Annotated in this window: 25 protein-coding genes; 7 read left to right on the top strand and 18 right to left on the bottom strand. The window is 68.4% G+C overall.

The window, feature by feature from the left end; translation table 11 throughout:
- The first annotated feature begins 86 nt into the window (after nucleotides 1-86).
- Nucleotides 87-440 (top strand): hypothetical protein, encoded by a 354-nt coding sequence (locus ABAZ39_RS23085; protein WP_014241891.1) that lies wholly within the window; start codon nucleotides 87-89, stop codon nucleotides 438-440.
- A 205-nt stretch (nucleotides 441-645) separates the two neighbouring features.
- Nucleotides 646-930, top strand: coding sequence for an HU family DNA-binding protein (locus ABAZ39_RS23090; protein ID WP_014241890.1), 285 nt, complete (start codon nucleotides 646-648; stop codon nucleotides 928-930).
- A 93-nt stretch (nucleotides 931-1,023) separates the two neighbouring features.
- Here ABAZ39_RS23090 and ABAZ39_RS23095 read toward each other — a convergent pair whose 3' ends face one another.
- Genes ABAZ39_RS23095 through napE form a run of 6 tightly spaced genes read right to left on the bottom strand, consistent with a single transcriptional unit; the run spans nucleotide 1,024 to nucleotide 5,805 of the window.
- Entirely contained in the window at nucleotides 1,024-1,710 is a 687-nt protein-coding gene (locus ABAZ39_RS23095; protein ID WP_040136129.1) for a cytochrome c3 family protein, read from the bottom strand.
- Complete coding sequence (locus ABAZ39_RS23100; RefSeq protein WP_014241888.1) at nucleotides 1,707-2,189, bottom strand: nitrate reductase cytochrome c-type subunit; 483 nt, start codon at nucleotides 2,187-2,189, stop codon at nucleotides 1,707-1,709. The genes ABAZ39_RS23095 and ABAZ39_RS23100 overlap by 4 nt, the downstream gene beginning before the upstream one ends.
- Before the next feature lie 15 nt (nucleotides 2,190-2,204).
- Nucleotides 2,205-4,697, bottom strand: coding sequence for a periplasmic nitrate reductase subunit alpha (gene napA, locus ABAZ39_RS23105; protein ID WP_040136131.1), 2,493 nt, complete (start codon nucleotides 4,695-4,697; stop codon nucleotides 2,205-2,207).
- A 44-nt stretch (nucleotides 4,698-4,741) separates the two neighbouring features.
- Nucleotides 4,742-5,056: a chaperone NapD gene (locus ABAZ39_RS23110; protein ID WP_040136132.1), complete on the bottom strand. Its 315-nt coding sequence runs from the start codon at nucleotides 5,054-5,056 to the stop codon at nucleotides 4,742-4,744.
- A complete protein-coding gene (gene napF / locus ABAZ39_RS23115) occupies nucleotides 5,046-5,558 on the bottom strand; it encodes a ferredoxin-type protein NapF (RefSeq protein ID WP_040136134.1) in 513 nt (170 codons plus the stop codon). Before napF ends, ABAZ39_RS23110 begins: the two co-directional genes overlap by 11 nt.
- Before the next feature lie 13 nt (nucleotides 5,559-5,571).
- Entirely contained in the window at nucleotides 5,572-5,805 is a 234-nt protein-coding gene (gene napE, locus ABAZ39_RS23120) for a periplasmic nitrate reductase, NapE protein (protein ID WP_081863273.1), read from the bottom strand.
- Between the two features lie 774 nt (nucleotides 5,806-6,579).
- Here napE and oxlT point away from each other — a divergent pair.
- Together oxlT and ABAZ39_RS23130 are read left to right on the top strand one after the other, a co-directional pair.
- On the top strand, nucleotides 6,580-7,908 hold the full coding sequence (oxlT, locus tag ABAZ39_RS23125; RefSeq protein WP_014241882.1) for an oxalate/formate MFS antiporter: 1,329 nt from the start codon (nucleotides 6,580-6,582) through the stop codon (nucleotides 7,906-7,908).
- 141 nt (nucleotides 7,909-8,049) lie between these two features.
- Nucleotides 8,050-8,550, top strand: a complete 501-nt coding sequence (locus ABAZ39_RS23130; protein ID WP_040136136.1) for a hypothetical protein — start codon at nucleotides 8,050-8,052, stop codon at nucleotides 8,548-8,550.
- A gap of 72 nt (nucleotides 8,551-8,622) precedes the next feature.
- Here ABAZ39_RS23130 and ABAZ39_RS23135 read toward each other — a convergent pair whose 3' ends face one another.
- The 3 genes from ABAZ39_RS23135 to ABAZ39_RS23145 all read right to left on the bottom strand — a co-directional run bounded on the left by ABAZ39_RS23135 (nucleotide 8,623) and on the right by ABAZ39_RS23145 (nucleotide 10,845).
- Nucleotides 8,623-9,345 carry a Bax inhibitor-1/YccA family protein gene (locus ABAZ39_RS23135; RefSeq protein ID WP_040136137.1) on the bottom strand — a complete coding sequence of 241 codons (723 nt, stop codon included), beginning with the start codon at nucleotides 9,343-9,345 and terminating at the stop codon, nucleotides 8,623-8,625.
- 60 nt (nucleotides 9,346-9,405) lie between these two features.
- Nucleotides 9,406-9,870 (bottom strand): hypothetical protein, encoded by a 465-nt coding sequence (locus ABAZ39_RS23140; RefSeq protein ID WP_040136139.1) that lies wholly within the window; start codon nucleotides 9,868-9,870, stop codon nucleotides 9,406-9,408.
- Between the two features lie 426 nt (nucleotides 9,871-10,296).
- Entirely contained in the window at nucleotides 10,297-10,845 is a 549-nt protein-coding gene (locus ABAZ39_RS23145) for a sigma-70 family RNA polymerase sigma factor (protein ID WP_040137136.1), read from the bottom strand.
- Nucleotides 10,846-11,022: 177 nt separating this feature from the next.
- Between ABAZ39_RS23145 and ABAZ39_RS23150 the strand changes: the two genes are divergently transcribed.
- Both ABAZ39_RS23150 and ABAZ39_RS23155 read left to right on the top strand, forming a co-directional pair.
- Complete coding sequence (locus ABAZ39_RS23150) at nucleotides 11,023-11,307, top strand: HU family DNA-binding protein (protein WP_014241890.1); 285 nt, start codon at nucleotides 11,023-11,025, stop codon at nucleotides 11,305-11,307.
- Between the two features lie 86 nt (nucleotides 11,308-11,393).
- On the top strand, nucleotides 11,394-11,582 hold the full coding sequence (locus tag ABAZ39_RS23155) for a hypothetical protein (RefSeq protein ID WP_040136140.1): 189 nt from the start codon (nucleotides 11,394-11,396) through the stop codon (nucleotides 11,580-11,582).
- 15 nt (nucleotides 11,583-11,597) lie between these two features.
- Here the strand turns inward: ABAZ39_RS23155 and ABAZ39_RS23160 are convergent, their stop codons facing one another.
- The 7 genes from ABAZ39_RS23160 to ABAZ39_RS23190 all read right to left on the bottom strand — a co-directional run bounded on the left by ABAZ39_RS23160 (nucleotide 11,598) and on the right by ABAZ39_RS23190 (nucleotide 19,115).
- A complete protein-coding gene (locus ABAZ39_RS23160) occupies nucleotides 11,598-11,972 on the bottom strand; it encodes a response regulator (RefSeq protein WP_040136142.1) in 375 nt (124 codons plus the stop codon).
- A gap of 98 nt (nucleotides 11,973-12,070) precedes the next feature.
- Nucleotides 12,071-12,802: a helix-turn-helix domain-containing protein gene (locus tag ABAZ39_RS23165; RefSeq protein ID WP_014241879.1), complete on the bottom strand. Its 732-nt coding sequence runs from the start codon at nucleotides 12,800-12,802 to the stop codon at nucleotides 12,071-12,073.
- Between the two features lie 148 nt (nucleotides 12,803-12,950).
- Nucleotides 12,951-14,270 carry a four-carbon acid sugar kinase family protein gene (locus ABAZ39_RS23170; RefSeq protein WP_040136144.1) on the bottom strand — a complete coding sequence of 440 codons (1,320 nt, stop codon included), beginning with the start codon at nucleotides 14,268-14,270 and terminating at the stop codon, nucleotides 12,951-12,953.
- The gene (locus ABAZ39_RS23175) at nucleotides 14,267-15,538 is read right to left on the bottom strand and encodes a ribulose-bisphosphate carboxylase large subunit family protein (protein ID WP_040136146.1); all 1,272 of its coding nucleotides are present in this window, start codon (nucleotides 15,536-15,538) and stop codon (nucleotides 14,267-14,269) included. The genes ABAZ39_RS23170 and ABAZ39_RS23175 overlap by 4 nt, the downstream gene beginning before the upstream one ends.
- 8 nt (nucleotides 15,539-15,546) lie before the next feature.
- Nucleotides 15,547-16,086: a VOC family protein gene (locus ABAZ39_RS23180; RefSeq protein ID WP_040136148.1), complete on the bottom strand. Its 540-nt coding sequence runs from the start codon at nucleotides 16,084-16,086 to the stop codon at nucleotides 15,547-15,549.
- A gap of 44 nt (nucleotides 16,087-16,130) precedes the next feature.
- A complete protein-coding gene (locus tag ABAZ39_RS23185; RefSeq protein ID WP_051658581.1) occupies nucleotides 16,131-17,981 on the bottom strand; it encodes a TRAP transporter large permease in 1,851 nt (616 codons plus the stop codon).
- A 78-nt stretch (nucleotides 17,982-18,059) separates the two neighbouring features.
- On the bottom strand, nucleotides 18,060-19,115 hold the full coding sequence (locus tag ABAZ39_RS23190; protein WP_014241875.1) for a TRAP transporter substrate-binding protein: 1,056 nt from the start codon (nucleotides 19,113-19,115) through the stop codon (nucleotides 18,060-18,062).
- Between the two features lie 134 nt (nucleotides 19,116-19,249).
- On the opposite strand from ABAZ39_RS23190, the gene ABAZ39_RS23195 reads away from it, so the two are divergent.
- Nucleotides 19,250-20,335 (top strand): LacI family DNA-binding transcriptional regulator, encoded by a 1,086-nt coding sequence (locus ABAZ39_RS23195; protein WP_040136152.1) that lies wholly within the window; start codon nucleotides 19,250-19,252, stop codon nucleotides 20,333-20,335.
- Here the strand turns inward: ABAZ39_RS23195 and ABAZ39_RS23200 are convergent.
- Nucleotides 20,301-21,239, bottom strand: a complete 939-nt coding sequence (locus ABAZ39_RS23200; protein ID WP_063922713.1) for a DMT family transporter — start codon at nucleotides 21,237-21,239, stop codon at nucleotides 20,301-20,303. The genes ABAZ39_RS23195 and ABAZ39_RS23200 overlap by 35 nt on opposite strands.
- Nucleotides 21,240-21,435: 196 nt before the next feature.
- Entirely contained in the window at nucleotides 21,436-22,380 is a 945-nt protein-coding gene (gene kce, locus ABAZ39_RS23205; RefSeq protein WP_040136154.1) for a 3,5-dioxohexanoate:acetyl-CoA acetone transferase, read from the bottom strand.
- Nucleotides 22,381-22,428 lie beyond the last annotated feature (48 nt).

The following is a 22,428-nucleotide window of genomic DNA, read 5'->3' on the forward strand; positions in this document are numbered from 1 at the left end:
GCCGCTGGACAATGGCGGCCAGTCCGCCCATTTTTCACGGCCTGTTACAGTCGTGTGTCATACGCAGCAGCAAGGAGCAGTGTGAAGTGTCTCTTTCCACGTCGAGCAGCAGCCCCTCCGATCCGCGGACCGAGGCCCGCCGTCTTCTGACGGACGCCATCTCCACGTACCTCCAGTCGTGCAAGGATCTGGCTGCTGCGACCGAACGCGCGACCGAGACGAGCGGCAGCATCGACACCCAGGCTCGCCGCAAGGCTTACCAGACGCTGACCGAGCTGGGCGATCAGGTCCGTCTCGCGCAGCGCCGCCTCGTCACCGCGGCCAAGCAGGCCCGCCGGGTCATGCCGGTCGCCGAGATCGAGGAGGTCGCCAAGAAGCTGGACAAGCGCGACACCACGGAAAGCGCCGCCGTTCTGGTCAAGGCCGCCCTCGTCAACTGACATCGGGTGGGGAAGGGCTCGCCTGTTCGGCATAGACGAATCCGCCGGATTGGCGGGAATCGCCGACTTTTTGCGGGTCACAGCGTCGCGCCCGGTCGATTCCGATCGGGAGCATCTTGCGCGCCGCCGTCCGTCAGGGTACGTCAGAGGCGCCTGGAGCCCTGGAACATGCTGGGGTTCCGCCACGAACAAGGGGAATTTGGGAATGACGAAGGCCGATCTCATCGACGCGATCGCCGGCAAGCTGGGCGGCACGAAGGCCGACGCCGGCAAGGCGCTGGACGCGGTTCTGGAGAGCTTGCAGGACGCGCTGGTCAAGGGGGAGACGGTCAAGCTGCCGGGCTTCGGCCAGTTCGAGATCGCCGAGCGCGGCGAGCGCACGGGCCGCAACCCGCAGACCGGTGCGGAGATCAAGATCGCCGCCTCCAAGGCGCCGAAGTTCTCCGCCGGCAAGGCCCTCAAGGACGCCGTCAACGGCAAGGCCGAGTAAAGCGACGTTCCTCCCTCTCCCGCCCCGGGAGAGGGAGGGGCCCGTTGCACGGACACCCTCCCCCGGGAAGGGAGAGGGTGTTTCATCATCCGCTCAATGCGGGTTTGCCGGCCCCGGTGTGGCGTCGGCCAGCCAGCGGCCGAGCGGGTCGTCCGTTTCGCTGCCCGTATCGTTTGACGCCTCGCTCCAGCCCGGCGGGACGCCGTCCATGTTCGGAAGGCGGTGGGCGATGCCCTTATGGCAGTCGATGCAGGTGCGCTGCCCGCTGAACAGATATTGCTGATGGATGCGCGCCGCCCGCGCTCCCTGCTTGGTGATGTCCATCGATTCCGCGCTGTGGCAGTTGCGGCATTCCAGGGAATTGTTGGCCTTCAGCCGCGCCCATTCATGCTCGGCCAGCTCGCGCCGCTTCTCCACGAACTTGTCGCGGGTGTCGATGGTGCCGAAGATCTTGCCCCAGACCTCCTTTGACGCCTGCATCTTGCGGGCGATCTTGTCGGTCCAGTTGTGCGGGACGTGGCAGTCCGGACAGGTCGCCCGCACGCCGGAGCGGTTGGTGAAGTGGATGGTGGTCTTCAGCTCCTCGAACACGTTGTCCCGCATCTCGTGGCAGCTCGTGCAGAATTTCTCGGTGTTGGTGACCTCCAGGGCGGTGTTGAAGCCGCCCCAGAACATCACGCCGGCCAGGAAACCGCCCAGCGTCAGGAAGCCGAGGCTGAGGTAACGGCTCGGCCCCGCGATGATCCGCCAGGGCCGCAGCAGAAAATCGGGCAGCTTCATCGCCGGTCACCCCCGTCCGACGGGCGGCTGATGAGGCTGTCCATGTCCTTGAAGGTGTTCGGGACGATGGGCTGCGCCACGGTCTGGGGGACGTGGCACTGCGTGCAGAAATAGCGCCGCGGCGCCACCGCGCCCAGGGTCTGGCCCTCGCGGTCCACATAATGGGTGATGCTGATCATCGGCGCCTGGGTGGCCCCGGTGAACTGGCGGCTGTGGCAGGTCAGGCACTGGTTGTTGTTCAGGCTGATCTGATAATCGCGGATGTTGTGCGGGATGACCGGCGGCTGTTCCGGATAATTGCGGGCGACCCGCCGGTCGTCGGTGACGTCGGCGGGGATCGGCGGGGCCGGGTCCTCGTCGGTGAACTGGATCGGCGGACGGAAGGGCTCCCGGACCTGTCCGGTTCCCTGGGCGGCGAGCAGTGCCGGCACGAGGCAGGGCAAAGCCGCGGCCAGCGCGAGCATGAGATGGCGGCGCATGGTTGCGGTCCTCCCTCAGACGGCCACGATCTTGACGGCGCACTTCTTGAAGTCCGTCTGCTTGCTGATCGGGTCGGTGGCGTCGAGCGTGCATTTGTTGATGAGGCGCGCCGAATCGAACCAGGGCACGAAGACCACCCCGCGCGGCGGCCGGTTGCGCCCGCGCGTTTCGACCCGCGTGCGCATCTCGCCGCGCCGCGACATCACCTTGACCTCCGACCCGCGGCGCAGGCCGCGCGCCTGCGCGTCGTCCGGGTGCATGTAGACCAGCGCCATCGGCATGGCCTTGTAGAGTTCGGGAACCCGCATGGTCATGGAGCCGGAGTGCCAATGCTCCAGCACGCGCCCCGTGACCAGCCACAGGTCGAAGTCCTTGTCGGGCGATTCCGCCGGGGGTTCGTAGGGGAAGGCGAACAGGTTGGCCTTGCCGTCCGGGTTTCCGTAGAAGCGCACCCCCTCGCCCTTCGGGACGTAGGGGTCGAGCCCCTCCCGGTAACGCCACTTCGTTTCCTTGCCCTCGACCACCGGCCAGCGCAGCCCGCGCACCTCGTGATAGGTGTCGAAGGGCGCCAGATCGTGGCCGTGGCCGCGCCCGAAGGCGGCGTATTCCTCGAACAGCCCCTTCTGCACGTAGAAGCCGAACTCCTTCGACTCCCGGTTCTCGTAGGCGGGGTCCAGTTCCGACACGGGGAAGCGGTCGACGTTGCCGTTGCGGAACAGCACGTCGAACAGGCTCTTGCCGCGGAAGTCGGGGTTGGCGTCGAGAATTTCCTTCGGCCACACCTCGTCGGTGGTGAAGCGCTTGGAGAATTCCATGAGCTGCCAGAGGTCGGAGCGCGCCTCGCCCGGCGCGTTGACGAGCTGGTGCCAGACCTGGGTCCGCCGTTCCGCGTTGCCGTAGGCGCCCTCCTTCTCCACCCACATGGCGGCGGGCAGGATCAGGTCGGCGGCGGCGGCGGTCACCGTCGGATAGGCGTCCGACACGACGATGAAATTCTCCGGGTTGCGGTAGCCGGGGTAGGTCTCGTTGTCGCTGTTCGGCGCCGCCTGGAGGTTGTTGTTGACCATGATCCAGTAGGCGTTGAGCTTGCCGTCCTTCAGCATCCGGTCCTGTAGGACGGCGTGATAGCCGATCTTGCCGGGCAGCAGGCCCTTGGGGATCTTCCAGCCCTCTTCGACGTGGGAGCGGTGGGTGGGGTTGGTCACCTGCATGTCGGCGGGCAGCCGGTGGGCGAAGGTGCCGACCTCGCGCGCCGTGCCGCAGGCCGAGGGCTGGCCGGTCAGCGAGAAGGGGCTGTTCCCCGGCTCCGAAATTTTGCCGGTGAGAAGGTGGATGTTGTAGACCATGTGGTTCACCCACACGCCGCGGACGTGCTGGTTGAAGCCCATGGTCCAGAGCGACATGACCTTGACCTTCGGGTCGGCGTACATCTCGGCGAGCGCCAGCAGCCGTTCCTTCGGCACCTTGCTCAGTTCCGCCACCTTGTCCAGCGTGTAGTCGCTGACGAAGGCGGCGAACTCGTCGAAGCTCATGGGCTTGGAATCGGTCGGGTCCTTGGCGTTCGCGGCGCGCACCTCCAGCACGCTTTCGGGTCGCAACCCATAGCCGATGTCCTTCTGCCCCAGGCGGAAGCTGCAATGCTTCTCGACGAACTCCTTGTTCACCCGTCCGGTCTGGATGATGTGGTTGGCGATGTAGTTCAGGATGGCCAGATCGGTCCCCGGTTCGAAGATCATCGGGATGTCGGCCAGTTCGAAGCTGCGGTGCTCGAAGGTCGAGAGGACGGCCACCTTCACATGGATGTGGGCAAGCCGCCGGTCGGTGATGCGCGTCCACAGGATGGGGTGCATCTCCGCCATGTTCGAACCCCAGAGCACGAAGGCGTCGGCGTGCTCGAAATCGTCGTAGCAGCCCATCGGCTCGTCCATGCCGAAGGTGCGGATGAAGGCCACCGCGGCCGACGCCATGCAGTGGCGGGCGTTGGGGTCGAGGTTGTTGGTGCGGAAGCCGGCGCGCATCAGCTTGGACGCGGCGTAGCCCTCCCAGATCGTCCATTGGCCGGACCCGAACATGCCGACGGCGTCCGGCCCCTTCTCCTTCAGCACCCGCTTCCATTGGCGGGCCATCTCGTCGAAGGCTTCGTCCCAGGAGACCGGGCGAAACTCCCCGTCCTTGTGATACTTGCCGTCGCGCATGCGCAGCAGCGGCTGGGTCAGCCGGTCCTGCCCGTACATGATCTTGGACAGGAAATAGCCCTTCACGCAGTTCAGGCCGCGGTTGACCTCCGCCTGCATATCGCCATGGGTGGCGACGACGCGGTTGTCCTTGGTGGCGACCATGACGCTGCATCCGGTGCCGCAGAAGCGGCAGGGCGCCTTCGACCAGGTAAGCTGGGCGTCCTCGCCCGCCACCATGGATTGCTGGGCCATGGCGGGCAGGCTGATGCCCCCCGCCGTCGCGGCGGCCGCGACCGCCTGCGCCTTGATGAAATCCCGCCGGTCAAGCATGGGTTCCTCCCCCCTTTTTCTTGACGAATGTGAAATCTGGCGCGTCAACGCCGCGCCGTAGCGACCTCCTCCGCGGTCCGGGCCGCCATCGGCTCGGCGTGGTGGAAGACCATGACCGCCGACATCACGCCGGGCATCAGGTGGATCGCGGTCATGCGGTCGGCGATGCGGCCCTCGTGGGGGCCTTCCACGGTCACCACCATCCGGCCCCGCTCCTCCGCATGGACCTCCACGTCGCCCAGCGCGGCGACGGCGGCCCGCACGTCGGGGCTTCGCTCCGGCCGCAGATGGACGAGGATGGAGGCGATGTGCCATTCCACCGGTGCTTCGGCCGGCCGGTCTCGGGCTTCAGGGTGCATGGGCGGTCTCCGGTCCGGGTTGCAACGTGACGGCGTCGGCGGGGCAGGCGGCCAGGCAGGCGCCGCAGCCGGTGCAGGCGTTGTTTTCGACCACGGGGACCGCCACGCCGCCGGGCGCCAGGGCGAAGCGGATGGCCGATTCCGGGCAGGCGTCGCGGCAGCTTCGGCAGACGACGCGGTTTATGGCGAGGCAGGACGGTCCGATGCGCACAGCCAGTGTCCAAGGGCTGGCGGCGGCACGGTCGAAGACTGGTTCGGGGCAGGAATCGGCACAGGCCGCGCAGAAGCTGCACTCGCTCCGCCGGAAGTCGACCTCGGGAAAACCGCCGTCCCCCCGGCGGATGATCCCCTCGGGGCAGGCGTCAGCGCAGGCGCCGCAGCGTGTGCACAGGTCGGTGAAGCGTTCCGTCCGGGCCCAGGGCAGGCGCAACGGCGCCGGCTCGGCGCGCCGCCGTCCGCGAAGGAAGCCTCGTCTCCCTAAGTCGACCGATTCATCGGCCATGGCGCCGTCCCCCTCAGACCGGGGGCGGACCGGGCGGACCCATGATGAGTTGCGACATCCAGACCAGGAAGCCGTAGCCGCCCACGACGGCGACCGACAGGATTGGCCAGATCACCACCGCCAGAACAAGGAACATGGCGATTTCCCGCCGCTTCGCGCCGGGATCGGGCAGGGGCGGGCTGGCAGCGGCGCGCGAGGGGAAGCGGGCTGGGTCCGGTGACGAGTCCGGAGAATGGCGACGGCTCATGGTGGCTCCCGTTTTTGGCGGGCGATGGCGTTGCCGACAGCCGGGGAGACGGTCGGACACCCCAACAACAGGTTGAGCGTCGCTTCTGTTCCATGCGGCGGAGCGTGCGATGGGCACCGCCCTAGCGTGCCGTGGCCATGGCTTCGACATGGCGTCGCGGACGGATGATTCGCGATGCGAACATTTTTTTGAGGGGCCCCGGGATTAAGCGGGGCGCGGGATCGTAAACTGAGTGAAGAGGGGATAAGGAGGTCGGACGGCCTTGGTGTGATTTGGCTCTCCGGATTGTTTATTTCCGATTCGTACAGGGCATACAGATTGGATCGACTACGAGGTTGCTGATGATCTGAAGTTCTGTAAGATTGGAACAGCCGTTCTTGGTGTAACGGCTTCTCCACTGTTGTGATCGTAAGTGAAGCGAACTCATTCAGAGGCCGCGCCTGCTTTGGCGCGGCCTTTTTTTTGCTTTTTCAAAGTCATAGTACGAAAGATCGGCCCTGGGGATACTGGTTCTTCGCAGGGCATACCTGCAACGATAGTTGCAACAGCGAGGATTAATTGTGCTGTGATTCCTGAAACGGATGTTGTGTTCCGCTGATTGTGTGGTATACCAAGTACGAAATGCGGAACACCAAGCCTCTCCCAACGGTGGCGGTGGTGCTCCTGCCAAGATGCGAAGGGCACGCAAGCCCCAAAGAAAGGCAATGCGACAACAACCATCGGCCCCGCCCGGCTGAGTTGAGTGTTCGATCACCGCATTGGGGAGGAAGAGTAATGAGTCAGTCCATCGCTGCACCGCCTGGCGGCTCGCAGGCGCCCATTTCCGAAGGCGCGCGCTGGATGCAGATCGTCGTCGGCATCGTCTGTATGGTCGCCGCGGCAAACATTCAGTACGCCTGGACGCTCTTCGTGCCGGAAATCCAGGCCACCCATGGCTGGACCCGCGCTTCGATCCAGACCGCCTTCACCGTCTTCGTCGTCGTCCAGACCTGGCTGACCCCCATCGAAGGCTACTTCATCGACCGCTACGGCCCCCGCGTCATCGTCGCCTTCGGCGGCGTGATGACCGGCCTCTCCTGGATCATCGACAGCTACGCCGGCTCGCTCGGCATGCTCTATGTCGGTTCGGCCATCGGCGGCATCGGCGTCGGCTGCGTCTACGCCACCTGCGTCAACAGCGCCATCAAGTGGTTCCCGGACAAGCGCGGCCTCGCCGTCGGCCTGACCGCGGGCGGCTACGGCGCCGGTTCGGCCCTGACCATCCTGCCGATCGCCAACATGATCCATTCGTCCGGCTATCAGGCGGCCTTCTTCTGGTTCGGCCTGCTGCAGGGCACGATCATCCTCATCGCCGCCTTCTTCCTGCGCGCCCCGCAGAAGGATCAGGTGAAGGCCTCGACCAAGGTCCTGCAGTCCCGCCGCGACTATACGCTCAAGGAAGCGCTGCAGACGCCGGTCTTCTGGGTCATGATGGTCATGTTCATCTGCACCGTCTCGGGCGGTCTGATGGCGGTGGCCCAGCTCGGCGTGATCGCCCACGATCTGGGCGTGAAGGAAGCCCCGATCAGCCTGTTCGGCATCACCATGGCGGCTCTGCCCTTCGCGCTGATGCTCGACCGCGTGATGAACGGCATCTCCCGTCCGCTGTTCGGCTTCATCTCCGACCACATCGGCCGTGAAGCGACGATGTTCATCGCCTTCACCTTCGAAGGCATCGGCATCCTGATGCTCAGCCGCTTCGGCCACGACCCGATCATGTTCCTGATCCTGTCGGGCATGGTGTTCCTGGCCTGGGGCGAAGTGTACAGCCTGTTCAGCGCCACCTCGGCGGACACCTTCGGCACCAAGCATGCGGCGAAGATCTACGGCGTGCTGTACTGCGCCAAGGGCGTCGCGGCCCTGCTGGTCCCGCTGGGCAACCTGCTGATGGAAGCCACCGGCACCTGGGCGACCGTGCTCTACATCTGCGCCACCATGGACCTCATCGCGGCCTTCTGCGCCCTCGCGGTCCTGCGGCCCATGTTGCGCAAGCACCACGCCCGCAACGCCGAACTCGCCGCCCAGCAGGGCAGGGGTCCGGTCACGGCGGCGGCCAGCCCGTAACCTCCGCTTCAGCGGATCGACTGGAAGGGGACCACGCGCGTGGTCCCCTTTTCGGCGTTCCGGGCCGGCCTTGCGGAGCGGAACACAAACGTGAGGCGTGTCGATGGAGGGGGCATGGACAATCGACGGCGGGGGCAAGGAATGGCAAAGGACGACGGCAGTTTCCGGCTGGTGATCGCCTGCTCGCTGGGCGGGGTGGCGGTCAGCGTGGCCCTCGGCTCGCTGCTGCTGTCGCGTTGGACGCCCCGGACGGAGAACACGGTGGTCGAACGGGCGATCCACAACATGGACCGGGAGACCTGCGAGCGGGTGCTGCACTCCTTCACGCAGCCGCAGCCGGTGGGCACCCGCGTGCTGTGGCTGTGGGCGGAGGAATCGACGCCGGGCGTCTTCACCGGTGCGCCCTGGACGTCGCGGGTGACCGGGCCGGGCGTGCAGACGGCGGCGGCCGGGGCCGGGGCCGGGGCCGGGGCCGGGACGGGGGGAACGTCCGCCGGCCGCTCCCCCCGTCCCTACGCCTTCGACCCGGCGTCCCAGGTGGCGCCGGACGCGGCCTGCTCCTTCCCGAACAACTCCCTGCACATCGTGTCGGTGGAGTATCCGCCCAAGCCGGACGCCGCGCCGGCAACGGGCAAGCCGTAAAAAAGAAAAGGGCCGGCCGCGGGAAGCGGTCGGCCCTTTCTGGCAGGCGGTGCGCCGGATGGAAGCGCCGCCTTACTCCTCGCGGTTGCCCATGAGCTGGAGGAGCATCTGGAAGAGGTTGATGAAGTTGAGGTAGAGCGAGAGGGCGCCCATGACGGCGAGCTTGGTGTTGCCCTCGTGGCCGTGGCCCTCGGCGTACTCCTCCTTGATGCGCTGGGTGTCGTAGGCGGTCAGGCCGGTGAAGATGACCACGCCGATCACCGAGATCGCGAACTGCAGGGCGCTGGAGCCGACGAAGATGTTGACGAGGCTGGCGATGACGATGCCGATCAGGCCCATCATCAGGAACGAGCCCATCTTCGACAGGTCGGCCTTGGTGGTGTAGCCCCACAGGCTCATCGCCGCGAACATCGCCGCGGTGATGAAGAACACCCGCGCCACGCTGGCCCCGGTGAAGACCAGGAAGATCGACGCCATCGACACGCCCATCACCGCGCAGAAGGCCCAGAACAGCCCCTGCAGCGCGGCCGCCGACATCGCGTGGAAGCGGAAGGACAGCACCATGATGAAGGCCAGCGGCGCCAGCATCACCACCCACTTCAGCGGGGTCGTGAAGATCGGAACGTACAGCGCCGGCGTGCTCGCCACGAACAGCGCCACAAGCCCCGTCACGCCAAGGCCGAGCATCATGAAGTTGTAGACCCGCAGCATGTGCTTGCGCAGGCCCTCGTCGAACGCCGCGCCGTAAGCCGGCGCCGCGCTGCCGAATTGGTTGCCGTAGAAGGGTCCGCTCATTGTCTCACCATGTCCTTCGGATGCTTATCGTTCGGATGCTTGTCGTTCAGTGCGTCTGCTTCAGAACCAGGCCATGCGGGCGTCGCGGGCATGGGCCAGGATTTCCTTTTCCGGCTGCTCGCCGCACAGCGCGTAGACCGTCGTCCCGACCTGCCAGTAGGCGACCGAGACGTTGCCGATCCGCTCCGCCTGGGGTTCGGTGACGGCGAAGCGGTCGACCTCGCTGGCGAACAGCGTGATCAACTGCGACCCGCCGTGGCGGTAGGCCGCCTGCACCGCGACCCCGCCGTCCCAGGCCACCGTGCGCAGCCCGTCCGGCGCCTGCCCGATATCGAGCTGCGGGATCGGCACCGCGACCTCCGGGTTGGCGGGGGCGAGCCGGTTGACCAGGGATTGGGCGGCGTCGGCGAAGGGCTTGAAGTCGATCCCGCTGTGCAGCGCCTGCTGGTGGGTCTGCGCCGCGATGGTGATGTAGTGGGTGGCCGCGTGCGCCGTGGCGACGGGGTTGACCGACAGGGACGACACCGCGCTGTGCGCCGTCCAGCCGAGCCCGACGAGGCAGAGCGCCGCGACGGCCCGCCGTCCGCGGCCCGAGCCGTTGGTCGGCCCGCGCCCGCGCCCGGTTCATCAGCTCCGCCGCCGGGCGGCGCCACAGCGCGCCCCACTGCTTGCGCCGCGGCAGCGGCGCGCCGGCGCCGACCGCCGGCTGGGCCGCGGCGGGAGCCGGGGAAGCAACCGGTTCGGGCGCGGCCATCTCCGGCTCCGCTTTCTCAACGGCCGGGCCGGCTATGAACAGGCGGATTTCGTCGCGCACCCGCATGTCGTGCATGACGCGGGCGGCCTCGTCCGGATTGGCCTCCAGGTAGGCTTCGACCTCGATGCGGCGCTGCGCGTCGAGTTCGCCGTCCACATAGGCGTTCAGGTCGATGTCGCTGATCGGTTCGTTCATCGTCATTTCACCACGCGCAACGGGGGGCGCTGGACCCGGTCTGATGGGTTGCGGTCGGACTGGTCTGACGCTGGCTGGCGCCCGCCGCCCGTCTTGGCCCGCAGCGCGTCGCGCGCACGGCCCAGGCGGGACATCAGGGTGCCCACGGGGATGCCCAGGCACTCCGCGGCGTCCCGGTAGGACATGCCGTCGAGCGCCACGAGCACCAGGGCCTCCCGCTGTTCGACCGGCAGGGTCATCAGGGCCGCGATGGTCTGGCCCAGATGAACGTGGCTCAACTGCGCGGGCGGGGAGCCTTCCTCCGCCATCGAGCTGAGCTCGCCGGTCGCCTGGCGTTCGGCCTGCTGGCGCCGCCAGCGGTCCACGAAGGTGTTGTGGACGATGGCGAGCAGCCACTTGCGCAGGTCGCGCCCGTCCGTGAAGGACGACGCCCCCTCGATGGCCTTGACGAGCGCCTCCTGGACGAGGTCCTCGGCCTGATCGGGGTCGCGCATCAGGACCAGGGCGTAGCGCCTCAGAACGTCCAGATGCTGTCCCAACTCGTCTTTCATCACCGTCCCGGATTGGTTCTTCACACTCGGCATACGGATCATGCCGTGGCTTAATCCGCTCCGGGGGAAAAAATCGCCACGGGATTGGCTTGCGCGCGGACGCAGGGCGGAGTAGGTCAGAAGCGCCTGGAGCCCTGGAGAATGCTGGGGTTCCTCCATGAACAAGGGGAGTAGGGAATGACGAAGGCCGATCTCATCGACGCGATCGCCGGCAAGCTGGGCGGCACCAAGGCCGACGCCGGCAAGGCGCTGGACGCGGTTCTGGAAAGCCTGCAGGACGCGCTGGTCAAGGGGGAGACGGTCAAGCTGCCGGGCTTCGGCCAGTTCGAGATCGCCGAGCGCGGCGAGCGCACGGGCCGCAACCCGCAGACCGGTGCGGAGATCAAGATCGCCGCCTCCAAGGCGCCGAAGTTCTCCGCCGGCAAGGCCCTCAAGGACGCCGTCAACGGCAAGGCCGAGTAAGCCTTCCGCAAGGACGATCCTTGTATCGGATGAAGGGGCGGCGGCAACGCCGCCCCTTTCGTCTTTCCAAATTTCTTGGTGACGACATGAGCAGCAACAACGTCTATCGCTGGATCAAGGTCGAAGGACAGTGGGAGCCGGCGCAGCAACTGGCCGATGGCTCCTATATGCCGATCGGCGACATCGTGCCGCTGTCCGCCCGCAGCGTGAAGGTCGGCCCGGTGATCGAGCCGCCGCCCCGCAACGCCGCCCCCAAGGACGACGTCGGCGAATAGGGCTGACGCCCGGTCCTACCCGGTCGTCCCGACCTGGTCGAGCATGGCGCGGACAGCGCCGATCGCCGCCTGGAAGCTGAAGGGCTTGTGCAGGACGCGCAGGCGGTCCGACTCCGGGTGACAGAGGGCGCCGCTGTCGGCGGTCATGACGATCACCGGCAGGGCGGGCCGCCGCGCCCGCGTCCGGCGAATCAGTTCGTTGCCATCCATCACCGGCATGCGCAGGTCGGTCATCAGCAGCGACGCCGGGCCGCTTTCCAGGGCGGTGATGGCTTCCAACCCGTTGTGGGTCAGCGTGACGCGCAGCCCCTGGCCTTCCAGCGTGTCGGCAAGGGCCAGGGCTTCGAGGCGCTCATCCTCGGCGACGAGGATGTGGGGAACGGACTCCATGGTTCGGCCTGACAATGCAACGCAAAGGGAGTAAGGGGTACGTTGCGGCCGGCCGAATGGATTTCCCTTGATTGCGGAGGGGGATCAGGCGTCGTGGTTCAAGCGCACTCGGCCAGCTCGGCCAGGGCTTCCGCGTCCAGCAGCTCGACCCGGCCGCCATCCAGGATGCGGATCAGGCGCGAGGTCTTGAGCTTGGTGAAGCCGCGGGACACGGTCTCCGTGGTCAGCCCCAGATGGTCGGCGATGTCGCAACGGCTCATCGGCAGGGCGATGGCCCGGCCGGCACCGGCTCGGCGGCTCAGCGCCAGCAGGAAGCTGGCCAGTTTCTCCAGCGCCGACTTGCGGCCCAGCAGCAGCATCTGGTCCTGCGCCGCCACCAGCTCGGAGGTGGTGACCGACAGCAGCCGGCGGGCCAGGGCGGGCTGGGAGTCCAGCAGGGCGTCGAGCTGGCAGCGCGGGATGCGCTGGACGGTGGAGGCGGTGATCGCCTCGGCGGAATAGAGATAGCGGTCGGCGAAGGCCAGCCCGACCATGTCGCCGGCCTGGAGGAAACCGATGATCTGGCGGCGCCCGTCCGGCAGCAGCTTGTAGAGGCGGATCATGCCGTCGACCACCCGGAAGACGGCGTCGGCGGCCTCGCCCTCGGCGAAGATGGACTGCTCGCGGTCGAACACCCGGAACTGGGCGATGGCGGCCAGCGGGTCGATGTCGTTGGCGGCGAAGCCAGCGGCGGGACGGGAGGGGGCGACACGCGGCATCGCCATCACGGCGGCCTGATGGCCGTGCGGAACACGCGTCGGCTGGGCGGCGATGGCGGTGTGAGCGTGCATGTCGGGCCCCTCGGCGTTCGTGGAAGCGGCCCGTCCCCGTGGGGCAACCGCTCGATGAGCCGAAGTTATGCGCTGCGGGGTACCCTGTGCAGTTCGGTCTTGTACCTAAGGGGCTTTGCGTACGTAAGACTACCTAGGGGGCGGACGTTCACCCCCCACCCACCAGCCGTTCGAACAGATCCTCCGATCCCATCTGCCCGCCCTTGAGCATCAGTTCGACGCCGTCGGTGGGCGGGTGGGCGCTGTGGGTCAGGCTGACCGTCACGCCGGGGCTGAGCGCCGTCCGGTAGGACAGGCCCCACAGGCCCAGCGCCTTCACCGCCTTGCTGGAGGTGTCGCCCCCGGCGATGCCCATACGGCGCAGCGGCACCGCGCGGGCGACCGAAGCCACGAAGTCCGCGGTGGCGTCGGCGATGGCGGCGGACTGGGCGGTGTCGGGTGTCTCGCCCTCCGCCGGGGCGGTCCACACCAACACGTTCCGCCCCTGGCCCAGGAGGCTCGCGATCTCGCTCCGCAGCCGCTCGCGGTAGGCGTCGTCGTGGCAGAGGGCGCCCGCATCCGCCGGCATCCGGTGGAAGGAGGAGGCCGCGGCGATCTGCTTGCGCGTGACCGGCGACAGGCTGCCGGCCAGCACGAAAACCGGCCCCTCGGCCGGGGCAAGGGGCGCGTCGCCGACCGCCTCGTCGCGCTGCCATTGGGTGGCCAGCGCCTGGACCACGCCGCTCGGCCCGACCGCCAAAAGGGGCGAACGCCGCGCCCGCTCCCAGATCAGCCGCCCGACGGGCGCCAGATCGGCCGGCTGGGCGATGTCCAGCAGGACGGCGGGCGCGCCGCCCGCCACCATCCGGTCGAGCTTTTCGTCCAGCGTTCCGGCGTCCAGCCCGTAATCCGGGTAGTGCAGGGCGCCCATCCCCTCCAGCCCCTGCGCGGAGAGGTGGAGGCGCAGGTCGGCCTCCGTCATCGGCGTCACCGGATGGGCCTTCATCGTCGGGTGGCGGTCGATGCGGTGGACCGTCCCGCCGGTGCCCGCCGCGGCGAACAGCGTGCTGAACAGGCAATAGCGCCCGATGTTTGGCTGGCCGCCGACCACCGGCAGGAAGCGGTTGGGGAAGAAGGGCCGCAGGGCCGCCACCGCCGCGCCGATGCTGCCGATCTGCGGCGCGCTGTCGAAGGTCGAGCAGCATTTGTAATGCATCACCGGTACGCCGAGCCCGGCGAAGAAGCGCCCCACCGGCTCCAGCTCCGCCCGCAGGGCCTCCGGGTCCATGGTGCGCGACGCCCCGGCGATCCCCAGCGCGTCCAGCGGGCCGAGCCCGGCCAGCCGTTCCGCGTCGGGGATTTCCAGAAGCAGCACCGCCCGCTGCCCGGCCTTCGCCAGCGTGGCCAGCGTGTCGGTGGCCCCGGTGAAGTCGTCTCCGTACCAGCCCAGCCGGGGGCCGAGCCGGGGCAGCGGGTGCGCCACGGTCATTTGGGCGCTCCGAAGAACTCCAGGGCGCGCTTCAGCTCCGGCCGGGTCGCGGCGGCGTCGGGCAGGGTGACGCCCTCGCGCACCGCGGTCCAGGCTTGGCGGATGCTCGTCACGCCGGCGGCGGGGCCGTCCGGGTGGGCCATGATGCCGCCGCCGGACATGAACAGCAGGTCGTCCGTCCCCATCGCATCCCAGGTGACGGGGACGGTCCCCGCCCACTGGCCGGAGGAGAAGGCCGGCATCACCGCGTCGTCGCAGCCCTCGGCCAGCGGGGCGAGGCAGGACTTGGCGCCGTCGATCACCTCGGCGTCGGGCTGGGCGAACTTGCCCTGAAGGCCGTGGACGTGCATGTGGTCCACCCCGGCGAGCCGCCACAGCGTCTGGTAGGCGTCGAAGCCGATGCCCAGGCTGGGGTGACGCGACAGGGCGCCGAAGCCGTTGCGGTGCCCGTGCAGCACCAGCCCGCTGTGGCGGCGCAGCGTCTGCACGGCGGAGAAGCCGCACCAGTTCAGGCTGACCATCACGCAGCTTCCGCCCTCGCGCTCCACCAGATCGGCATGGCGGCGCATGGCGTCCGTCTCGTCGCTGATGTTGAAGGCGACCATGACGTGCTTGCCGGTGCGGTCCTGGTGGCGGCGCACCCGGTCCATCACCGCCGGCACGCGCTGGGCCAGCGGGGCGTGGATCGGATCGGCGCAGATCTCGTCGTCCTTGATGAAGTCCAGCCCGGCGGCGCAGAGCGTGCCGACCAGTTCGCCGGTCTCTTCCGCCGACAAGCCGAGGTTCGGCTTGATGATGGAGCCGACCAGCGCCCCGCGCTCCACCCCGGTCAGCCGCCGCGTGCCGGCCACGCCGTGCCGCGGCGCGTCGAAGCGATTGCGGTACGCGGCGGGGAGGCGGACGGAGTCGAGCCGCAGGCCGGTAACCTCGCCGAGGTCGAACAGGTTGCCGGCCACCGTCGCGGCCAGCGTCGGCAGGTTGGCGCCGACGTTGCCGGTGGGGAAGCTGATGGTGATGCGGGCGCGCCGCCACGGTCCGGGCCGCTTCTGCCGCTCCAGCCACGTGTTCGGCAGGCTGGGGGAGGCGACGGGTTCCAACTCCTCCACCCGCTCCACCACGGCGCGGGCGCGGGCGCGCAGGTCGTCCGTCTCGCCGTGGACGCGGGTGAAGGTGCCGCAGGACTGCTCCCCCGCCATGACCTCCGCCACCTTGGCGGGGTCCAGCGGGGTTTCGATCAGGTAGGTCGCCTCGAAGCGGTCGGAGTGCATGGCGAGACTCACAGCCGGCTGAGGTCGGGGAAGGGCCGGACCGGATCGCGGCCGTCCCAGTCAAGGGAGGCGTTGCGGATCAGGTCGAACATCTTGCCCTTCGGCCCGGCGACCTCCGACAGCTCGATCACCGTGCCGGGATGGTACTCAGTGTCGAAATAGACGAAGCGGCCCTTCTCGCCGACCTCGCCGCTCATCACCGGTTTGAAGCCCTGGCCGGTCAGCCGCTCCAGGTCGGCGTCGTAATTCTCGGTCCAGTAGGCGACGTGCTGGAGACCGGTGCGGCCCGCCTTCAGGAAGTCGCGGTACATGGACGGCGCGTCGTTGCGGGTCTGGATCAGCTCCATCTGGAGCGGGCCGGAGTTGGCGAGCGCCACCGAGTTGTGAACCTCGTACCGCTCCCCGCGGTAGGTGTAGTTCCTGATCGGAACCCGCTCGTTGTAGAACCACGGGCCGATGCCCAGGGTGCTGCTCCAGTAATCCATGGCGGCTTCGATGTCGTCGACGACGTAGCCAGCCTGCCGGATCTGGCCGAAGAATCGGCTCATGAAGGAACTCCTGATTTTATCGTTATGAGGGGACCGGCGGGGCTTCAATAGGGAAGGAAGCCGGTGGAAATCCACGGAATGGCGGCGACCACGATCAGGCCCACGAGAAGGGCGGCGACGTAGCCCCAGATGTGCTTCAGACCTTCGTCCGGGCTGACCTTGCTGATGGCGCAGGCGCCGTAGTAGCCGACGCCGAAGGGCGGGGCGAACAGGCCGATGCCCATGGCGAAGATCACGACCATCGCGTAATGCACCTCGTGCACCCCGGCGTCGCGGGCGATGGGGAACAGCAGCGGGCCGAACAGCACGATGGCGGGAATGCCCTCCAGAACGCTGCCCAGGATGATGAAGGCGACGATGGAGATGGCGAGGAAGCCGTAGCCGCCGCCGGGGATGTCGGCCATCCACAGGGCCAGCGCGCGGGAGAAGCCGGACTGGGTCAGGCCCCAGGCCATGGCGGTGGCGCAGCCGACGATGAAGATGATCGCCCCGGTCAGCGACGCCGTCTCGATCAGCATCGGCTTCAGCCGCGCCCAGTCGAACTGGCGGTAGACCAGCAGCCCCATGAGGGTGGAGTAGGCGATGCCGATGGTCGACACCTCGGTCGCCGTCGCCACACCTTCCACCACCGCGGCGCGGATGACGAAGGGCAGCAGGATGGCCGGCAGGGCGGCCACGGCCAGCCGGGCGATCTCCGACGCCGGCGGGCGGCGGATGTGGCTCAGATCCTCATGGCGGTAGCGCCACCAGACGACGGCGCAGAGCGCCGCACCCAGCACCACCGCCGGCAGCAGGCCGCCCGCGAACAGAGCCGCGATGGACACGCCGGTGACCGAACCGATGGTGATGAGGACGATGGAGGGCGGAATGGTCTCGGTCTGCGCGCCGGTCGCCGACAGCAGGGCCACGAGGTCGCCCGGAGGTGCGCCGCGCTTCTTCATTTCCGGGAACAGCACCGGCGCGATGGCCGCCATGTCGGCGATCTTCGACCCGGAGATGCCCGACACCAGATACATCGCCCCGATCAGCACGTAGGACAGGCCGCCGCGCACATGGCCGAGCAGGCTGGCGAGGAACTGGATCATGGCCCGGGCCATGCCGGTCATCTCGATCAGCAGGCCGAGGAAGACAAACAGCGGCACGGCCAGCAGGATCAGGTGCGACATGCCCTCGTCCAGCCGCCCGACCATGACGAGCAGCGGGGTCGAGGTGGTCAGCGCCAGATAGCCGAAGGTGGCCAGCGCGAAGGAGAAGGCGATGGGAACGCCGCCGAACACGCAGGCGGCGACCACGCCGACGAAGAAGATGACGAGGTTGGCTTGCCCCAACGGCTTCAGCACCGGACCGGCCAGCCAGAAGGCCAGGGTCACCGCCGCGGTCAGCGCGACCGCCGCCAGGGTGATCCGGAGGTTGCGCATCCGCATCAGCCGGATCAGCGCGACCACGGCCATCAGCCCCAGCCCGGTCGGCAGGGCCGCCGCGCGCCAAGCGTTGCTGATCTCCAGCGCCGGGGTGACGATGAACTGCTCCTCCATGGCGTAGTCCAGGGCGGGGTGCAGGATCATCGCCAGGAAGGCGATAGGGGCCGTGATCGCCAGCGTCTCCAGCAGGGCGCGCGGCGTCGGGCCGACGCGGCTGACCAGACCGGTCATCCGCATGTGCTCGCCACGGCGCAGCGCCACCACGGCGCCCAGCATGGACAGCCACAGGAAGAGGATGGAGGCCAGCTCGTCCGACCACACCAGCGGCGCGTGGAAGACGTAGCGCGCCGTCACCCCGGCCAGCAGGATGGCGATCTCGGCCAGAACGATGAGGGCGGCCACACCCTCCACCGTCGCGGCGAGGCCGCGGTCGAGCCGATCGGTCCAAGAACCGCCGGACGCGGCCCCTGGCATGGCGCCGCCCTCGTCGAGCGCCGTCGCGTGGTGAGACAAAGCCGCACCCTCCCTTCCCGTGTTGTCCACAGCCGTTCGTTAGGCGAGCTTGCCGACGGCGCCTTCCAGCAGCGCCCAGGCCTCATCGCCGAAGCGGCCCTTCCATTCGCCGTAGAAGCCGCTGTCGCGGAGCTTGGCGCGGAAGCTGTCGGGGGACGGCTGGTTGAAGGCCAGGCCCTTGGACTGGAGGTCGGCCTGCACCGACTGGTTCAGCGCCTTGATGTCCTCGCGCTGCTGGACGCCGGCGTCGTTGATCGCGGTGGAGACGATCTTCTGCAGGTCGGGGGGCAGGCCGCGCCACGCGCGCCCGTTGGCGATGAACCAGAAGCCGTCCCAGATGTGGTTGGACAGGGCGCAGTACTTCTGCACCTCGTACAGCTTGGCGACCTGGATGATCGGCAGCGGGTTCTCCTGCGCGTCGACGATGCGCGTCTGGAGCGAGGAGTAGACCTCCGAGAACTGCAGGCTGGCCGGGGCGGCGGACAGCGACTTGAACATGGCGATGCTGAGCGGGCTGACCGGGACGCGGATCTTCAGCCCGTCCATGTCGGCGGCGGTCTGGATCGGCTTGGCCCCGCTGGTCATCTGGCGGAAGCCGTTGTCCCACATCTTCTCGAAGGCGTGCAGGCCGACCTTGGAGATGGCGCCGCGCACATGCTCGCCCAGCTTGCCGTCCATGGCGGACCAGACCTGCCCGTAATCGGCGAAGGCGAAGCCGACGGCGTTGATGGCGGCCACCGGGACCAGCGTGGCGATGACCAGCGCCGAGGGCGTGAAGAAGGTGATGCCGCCGCTGCGCACCTGCGACAGCATGTCGGTGTCGCCGCCGAGCTGGTTGTTCGGGAAGATCTGGATGTCGACGCGGCCGTTCGTCTCGCGGCGGATGCGCTCCGCCGCCTCGTGCGAGCGGACGTTCAGCGGATGGGTCAGCGGCAGGTTGTTGCCGTACTTGAAATCGAACTCGGCGGCGCGGGCGATGCGCGGCGCGCCGATCAGGGTGGCGGTGCCGGCCCCCGCGGCCAACCCGGCAACCATTCCGGCGGCCGGAGTGGCGGCCAACGCCTTGAGCATCGTGCGGCGCGAGAGCGGGTTCATGCTTTCCTCCCAGGAAACGTTGATGTAGTTTGATGTTCGACGGTGATTGTTGGTTGGACGGTATGTGCGCGAATGGCCTGTGTCAAACGCGAATGATGATGTGATTTGATGGGATCGGAGGGTTTTGAGCCGTGATGCAGGATGATGCGGACGCCGTCGCCGCGCCCCCCGAAAACTCCCGCGGGCTGCCGCGGATCGCCGACATCGCCCGGCTGTCCGGAGTCTCGACGGCCACCGTGGACCGTGTGCTGAACCACCGCCCCGGCGTGCGCCCGGCGACCGTGCAGCGCGTGATGAAGGCGGCGGCGGAGCTGGACTACATCCCGGAATCGGACCTCGGCGCGGCGCTCGGGCCGAAGCCGGTGCGGCTGGCCTTCCTGCTGCCGGACGGGACGAACCGCTACCTGACGCGGCTCGGCCAGCTCATCCGCCAGTCGGAGGCGGCGCTGGCCCCGCTGGGCATCCGCGCGCAGGTGGAGTTCATCAAGAGCTTCAACCCCGACCTGCTGGCGCGCAGCCTGCTCCAGCACTGGCGCAAGGTCGACGGGGTGGCTTTCATGGCGCTGGAGCATCCGGCGGTGCGCGAGGCGGTGAACGAGCTGGCGGCGCGCAACGTGCCGACCGTGACGCTGATTTCCGACGTGCAGAATTGTCGGCGGGCCGCCTATGTCGGGCTCGACAACCGGGCGGCGGGGCGGACGGCGGGCTACCTGTTCGCGCGCTTTCTCGGCGGGCGCGTGGGCAAGGTCGCGATGATCGCCGGCAGCCTCAGCTACCGCGCGCACGAGGACCGTGAGCTGGGATTCTTGAACGTCCTAAAGGAGATGGCCCCGGCCATCGAGGTGGTGGGGCTGCGCGAGGCCCACGACGACGAGGCCAAGAGCTACCGGCAGACGCGTACCCTGCTCAGCCACCACCCCGACCTCGCCGGCATCTACACCATCGGCGGCGGGGCGGAGGGCGTGGCCCGCGCGCTGAAGGAGGCGCGGCGGGAGCGCGAGGTGGTCTTCATCGGCCACGGCTTCACGCCGGAGACGCGCGCGCTGCTGATCGACGGCACGATGGAGGCGGTGATCACCCAGGACCCGCGCAGCGCCCTGATGAGCTGCGCCGCCGTCTTCGCCAACCTGCGCGCCGGCCGGGAGGCGATGCACGGCGTGGAGCCGCCGCGCATCGAGGTCATTTTCAGGGAGAACCTGCCCCCCGCGGCTCCGCCGTGACCGGCGCCGGGGTGGGCACGGGCCGCTTGTCGCGCACCATGACGACCAGCAGGACGGCGCAGAGGATCAGCGCCAGCGCGGCGTAGGTGCGCAGCGGCGGCGTCTCGCCCAGCACGACGATGGCGCCGGTCACGCCGATCACCGGCACGATCAGCGAGCTGACCGAGGCCTGCGCGACGCTCAGCCGCCGCACGATGGCGAACCACAGCAGATAGCCGCCGACCATCGCCACCAGGATGTGGAAGACCAGCGCCACCAGCACGCGGGGCTCCAGCGCCAGCGTCGGGGCGGGGTCGAGCGCCAGCGCGAAGGGCAGCACCACCGGCAGGGAGATGGCGAACTGCCAGCCGGTGATGGCGTTCGGCCCCATGGTCCAGGCCGTCCGCTTGATGAGGACGTTTCCCAGCGCCCAGCTCAGCGCGCCGGTCAGCATGAAGGCGGGGCCGAGCGGCAGGGCGCCCAGCCGCAGCAGGTCGGGGCCGAGCAGAACGGCCAAGCCCGTCAGCCCGCAGGCCAGCCCCATCCACTGGCGCGGCCCCGGACGTTCGCCCAGGATCGGAATGGCCAGCAGCGTCGCCCACGCCGGCATGGTGTAGGCGATGATGGCGGCGCCCGAGGTCGCCATGTTCATCTGCCCGAAGGCGGAGCAGATGTTGAAGCCCGCCATGTTCAGCAGGGCGACGGCGGCCAGCGGCCAGCGCTGCCCGCGCGGCACGGCCAGCGATTCCCCGCGCGACCGCGCGTAGGCGAACAGCACCGCCGCTCCCACGGCGAAGCCCAGGCTGCGTAGCGTCCAGGGCTGGATCTGGGTGAGGATGATCTTGACGGCGGGCCAGTTCAGGCCCCAGCAGACGCTGATGAGACCCACCAGCGACAGATCCAGCGCCCGAGCGCGGCTTATCATGGCATGGGATTCCGGGTGTGGGGTGGATGCACGACTTTCACGATTGAAATTCCCTCTCCCCTCTGGGGAGAGGGTTAGGGTGAGGGGGATGCGCGTGGCGGAACGTCCGGCAAAAGCGCAACCCCCTCACCGGCCCTGCGGGCCACCCTCTCCCCGGAGGGGAGAGGGTTAAACGGGGCGGATGTGAAAACCCCGGTCAGAACGTCACCGCGTCGCCACCCTTCAGCGACAGCATGGCGCGGGCCTCGTCCGGCGTGGCGACCTCAAGGGCCAGCCCCTCGATCAGCTTGCGGACCATGGCGACCTGCTCGGCGTTGGAGGTGGCGAGCCGGCCCGGACCGGCCCACAGATTGTCCTCCAGCCCGACGCGCACGTTGCCGCCCAGGGCCAGCGACTGCGTGGCGATGGGCATCTGGTTGCGCCCGGCGCCCAGCACCGACCACACATACTGGTCGCCGAACAGCCGGTCGGCGGTGCGCTTCATGTGCATCACGTCTTCCGGATGCGGGCCGATGCCGCCCAGGATGCCGAACACCGACTGCACGAACAGCGGCGGCGTCACCAGCTTGCGGTCCAGGAAATGGGCCAGCGTGTAGAGGTGGGAGATGTCGTAGCACTCGAACTCGAAGCGCGTCCCGTTGCCGGAGCAGGTCTTCAGGATGTGCTCGATGTCCTTGAAGGTGTTCTTGAAGACGAGGTCCCGGCTGTTCTCCAGATAGGTGCGCTCCCAGTCGTGCTGGAACACGCTGAAGCGGTTCAGCATGGGGAAAAGGCCGAAATTCATCGAGCCCATGTTGAGCGACGCGACCTCCGGCTGGAATTGCGCGGCGGGGCGCAGCCGGTCCTCCACCGTCATGGCGGCGCTGCCGCCGGTGGTGATGTTCACCACGGCCTTCGTCGCCTGCTTGATGCGCGGCAGGAAGCGCTGGAACAGCTCCGGGTCCTGGGTCGGGCGGCCGGTGTCCGGGTCGCGAGCGTGCAGGTGGACGATGGCCGCGCCGGCCTCCACCGCGGCGATGGCCTCCGCCGCGATCTGGTCCGGCGTCACCGGCAGGTGCGGCGACATGCTGGGCGTGTGGATGGAGCCGGTCACCGCGCAGGTGATAATGACTTTGCGCGCGCTCTTCTTGGGCGTCGTCATGCTGTCCTCCCTTATCTCCCTCGCCCCTTGAGGGGGCGAGGGAAGTGT

Source organism: Azospirillum argentinense (assembly GCF_000632475.1).
Classification (GTDB): Bacteria; Pseudomonadota; Alphaproteobacteria; order Azospirillales; family Azospirillaceae; genus Azospirillum; species Azospirillum baldaniorum.

Bases quoted from the DNA above. Each gene is read 5' to 3' on its own strand.
- ABAZ39_RS23090 (WP_014241890.1), top strand. From the start codon at position 646: ATGACGAAGGCCGATCTCATCGACGCGATCGCCGGCAAGCTGGGCGGC.
- ABAZ39_RS23095 (WP_040136129.1), bottom strand. From the start codon at position 1,710: ATGAAGCTGCCCGATTTTCTGCTGCGGCCCTGGCGGATCATCGCGGGG.
- ABAZ39_RS23100 (WP_014241888.1), bottom strand. From the start codon at position 2,189: ATGCGCCGCCATCTCATGCTCGCGCTGGCCGCGGCTTTGCCCTGCCTC.
- napA (WP_040136131.1), bottom strand. From the start codon at position 4,697: ATGCTTGACCGGCGGGATTTCATCAAGGCGCAGGCGGTCGCGGCCGCC.
- ABAZ39_RS23110 (WP_040136132.1), bottom strand. From the start codon at position 5,056: ATGCACCCTGAAGCCCGAGACCGGCCGGCCGAAGCACCGGTGGAATGG.
- napF (WP_040136134.1), bottom strand. From the start codon at position 5,558: ATGGCCGATGAATCGGTCGACTTAGGGAGACGAGGCTTCCTTCGCGGA.
- napE (WP_081863273.1), bottom strand. From the start codon at position 5,805: ATGAGCCGTCGCCATTCTCCGGACTCGTCACCGGACCCAGCCCGCTTC.
- oxlT (WP_014241882.1), top strand. From the start codon at position 6,580: ATGAGTCAGTCCATCGCTGCACCGCCTGGCGGCTCGCAGGCGCCCATT.
- ABAZ39_RS23130 (WP_040136136.1), top strand. From the start codon at position 8,050: ATGGCAAAGGACGACGGCAGTTTCCGGCTGGTGATCGCCTGCTCGCTG.
- ABAZ39_RS23135 (WP_040136137.1), bottom strand. From the start codon at position 9,345: ATGAGCGGACCCTTCTACGGCAACCAATTCGGCAGCGCGGCGCCGGCT.
- ABAZ39_RS23145 (WP_040137136.1), bottom strand. From the start codon at position 10,845: ATGAAAGACGAGTTGGGACAGCATCTGGACGTTCTGAGGCGCTACGCC.
- ABAZ39_RS23150 (WP_014241890.1), top strand. From the start codon at position 11,023: ATGACGAAGGCCGATCTCATCGACGCGATCGCCGGCAAGCTGGGCGGC.
- ABAZ39_RS23155 (WP_040136140.1), top strand. From the start codon at position 11,394: ATGAGCAGCAACAACGTCTATCGCTGGATCAAGGTCGAAGGACAGTGG.
- ABAZ39_RS23160 (WP_040136142.1), bottom strand. From the start codon at position 11,972: ATGGAGTCCGTTCCCCACATCCTCGTCGCCGAGGATGAGCGCCTCGAA.
- ABAZ39_RS23165 (WP_014241879.1), bottom strand. From the start codon at position 12,802: ATGCACGCTCACACCGCCATCGCCGCCCAGCCGACGCGTGTTCCGCAC.
- ABAZ39_RS23170 (WP_040136144.1), bottom strand. From the start codon at position 14,270: ATGACCGTGGCGCACCCGCTGCCCCGGCTCGGCCCCCGGCTGGGCTGG.
- ABAZ39_RS23175 (WP_040136146.1), bottom strand. From the start codon at position 15,538: ATGCACTCCGACCGCTTCGAGGCGACCTACCTGATCGAAACCCCGCTG.
- ABAZ39_RS23180 (WP_040136148.1), bottom strand. From the start codon at position 16,086: ATGAGCCGATTCTTCGGCCAGATCCGGCAGGCTGGCTACGTCGTCGAC.
- ABAZ39_RS23185 (WP_051658581.1), bottom strand. From the start codon at position 17,981: ATGCCAGGGGCCGCGTCCGGCGGTTCTTGGACCGATCGGCTCGACCGC.
- ABAZ39_RS23190 (WP_014241875.1), bottom strand. From the start codon at position 19,115: ATGAACCCGCTCTCGCGCCGCACGATGCTCAAGGCGTTGGCCGCCACT.
- ABAZ39_RS23195 (WP_040136152.1), top strand. From the start codon at position 19,250: ATGCAGGATGATGCGGACGCCGTCGCCGCGCCCCCCGAAAACTCCCGC.
- ABAZ39_RS23200 (WP_063922713.1), bottom strand. From the start codon at position 21,239: ATGATAAGCCGCGCTCGGGCGCTGGATCTGTCGCTGGTGGGTCTCATC.
- kce (WP_040136154.1), bottom strand. From the start codon at position 22,380: ATGACGACGCCCAAGAAGAGCGCGCGCAAAGTCATTATCACCTGCGCG.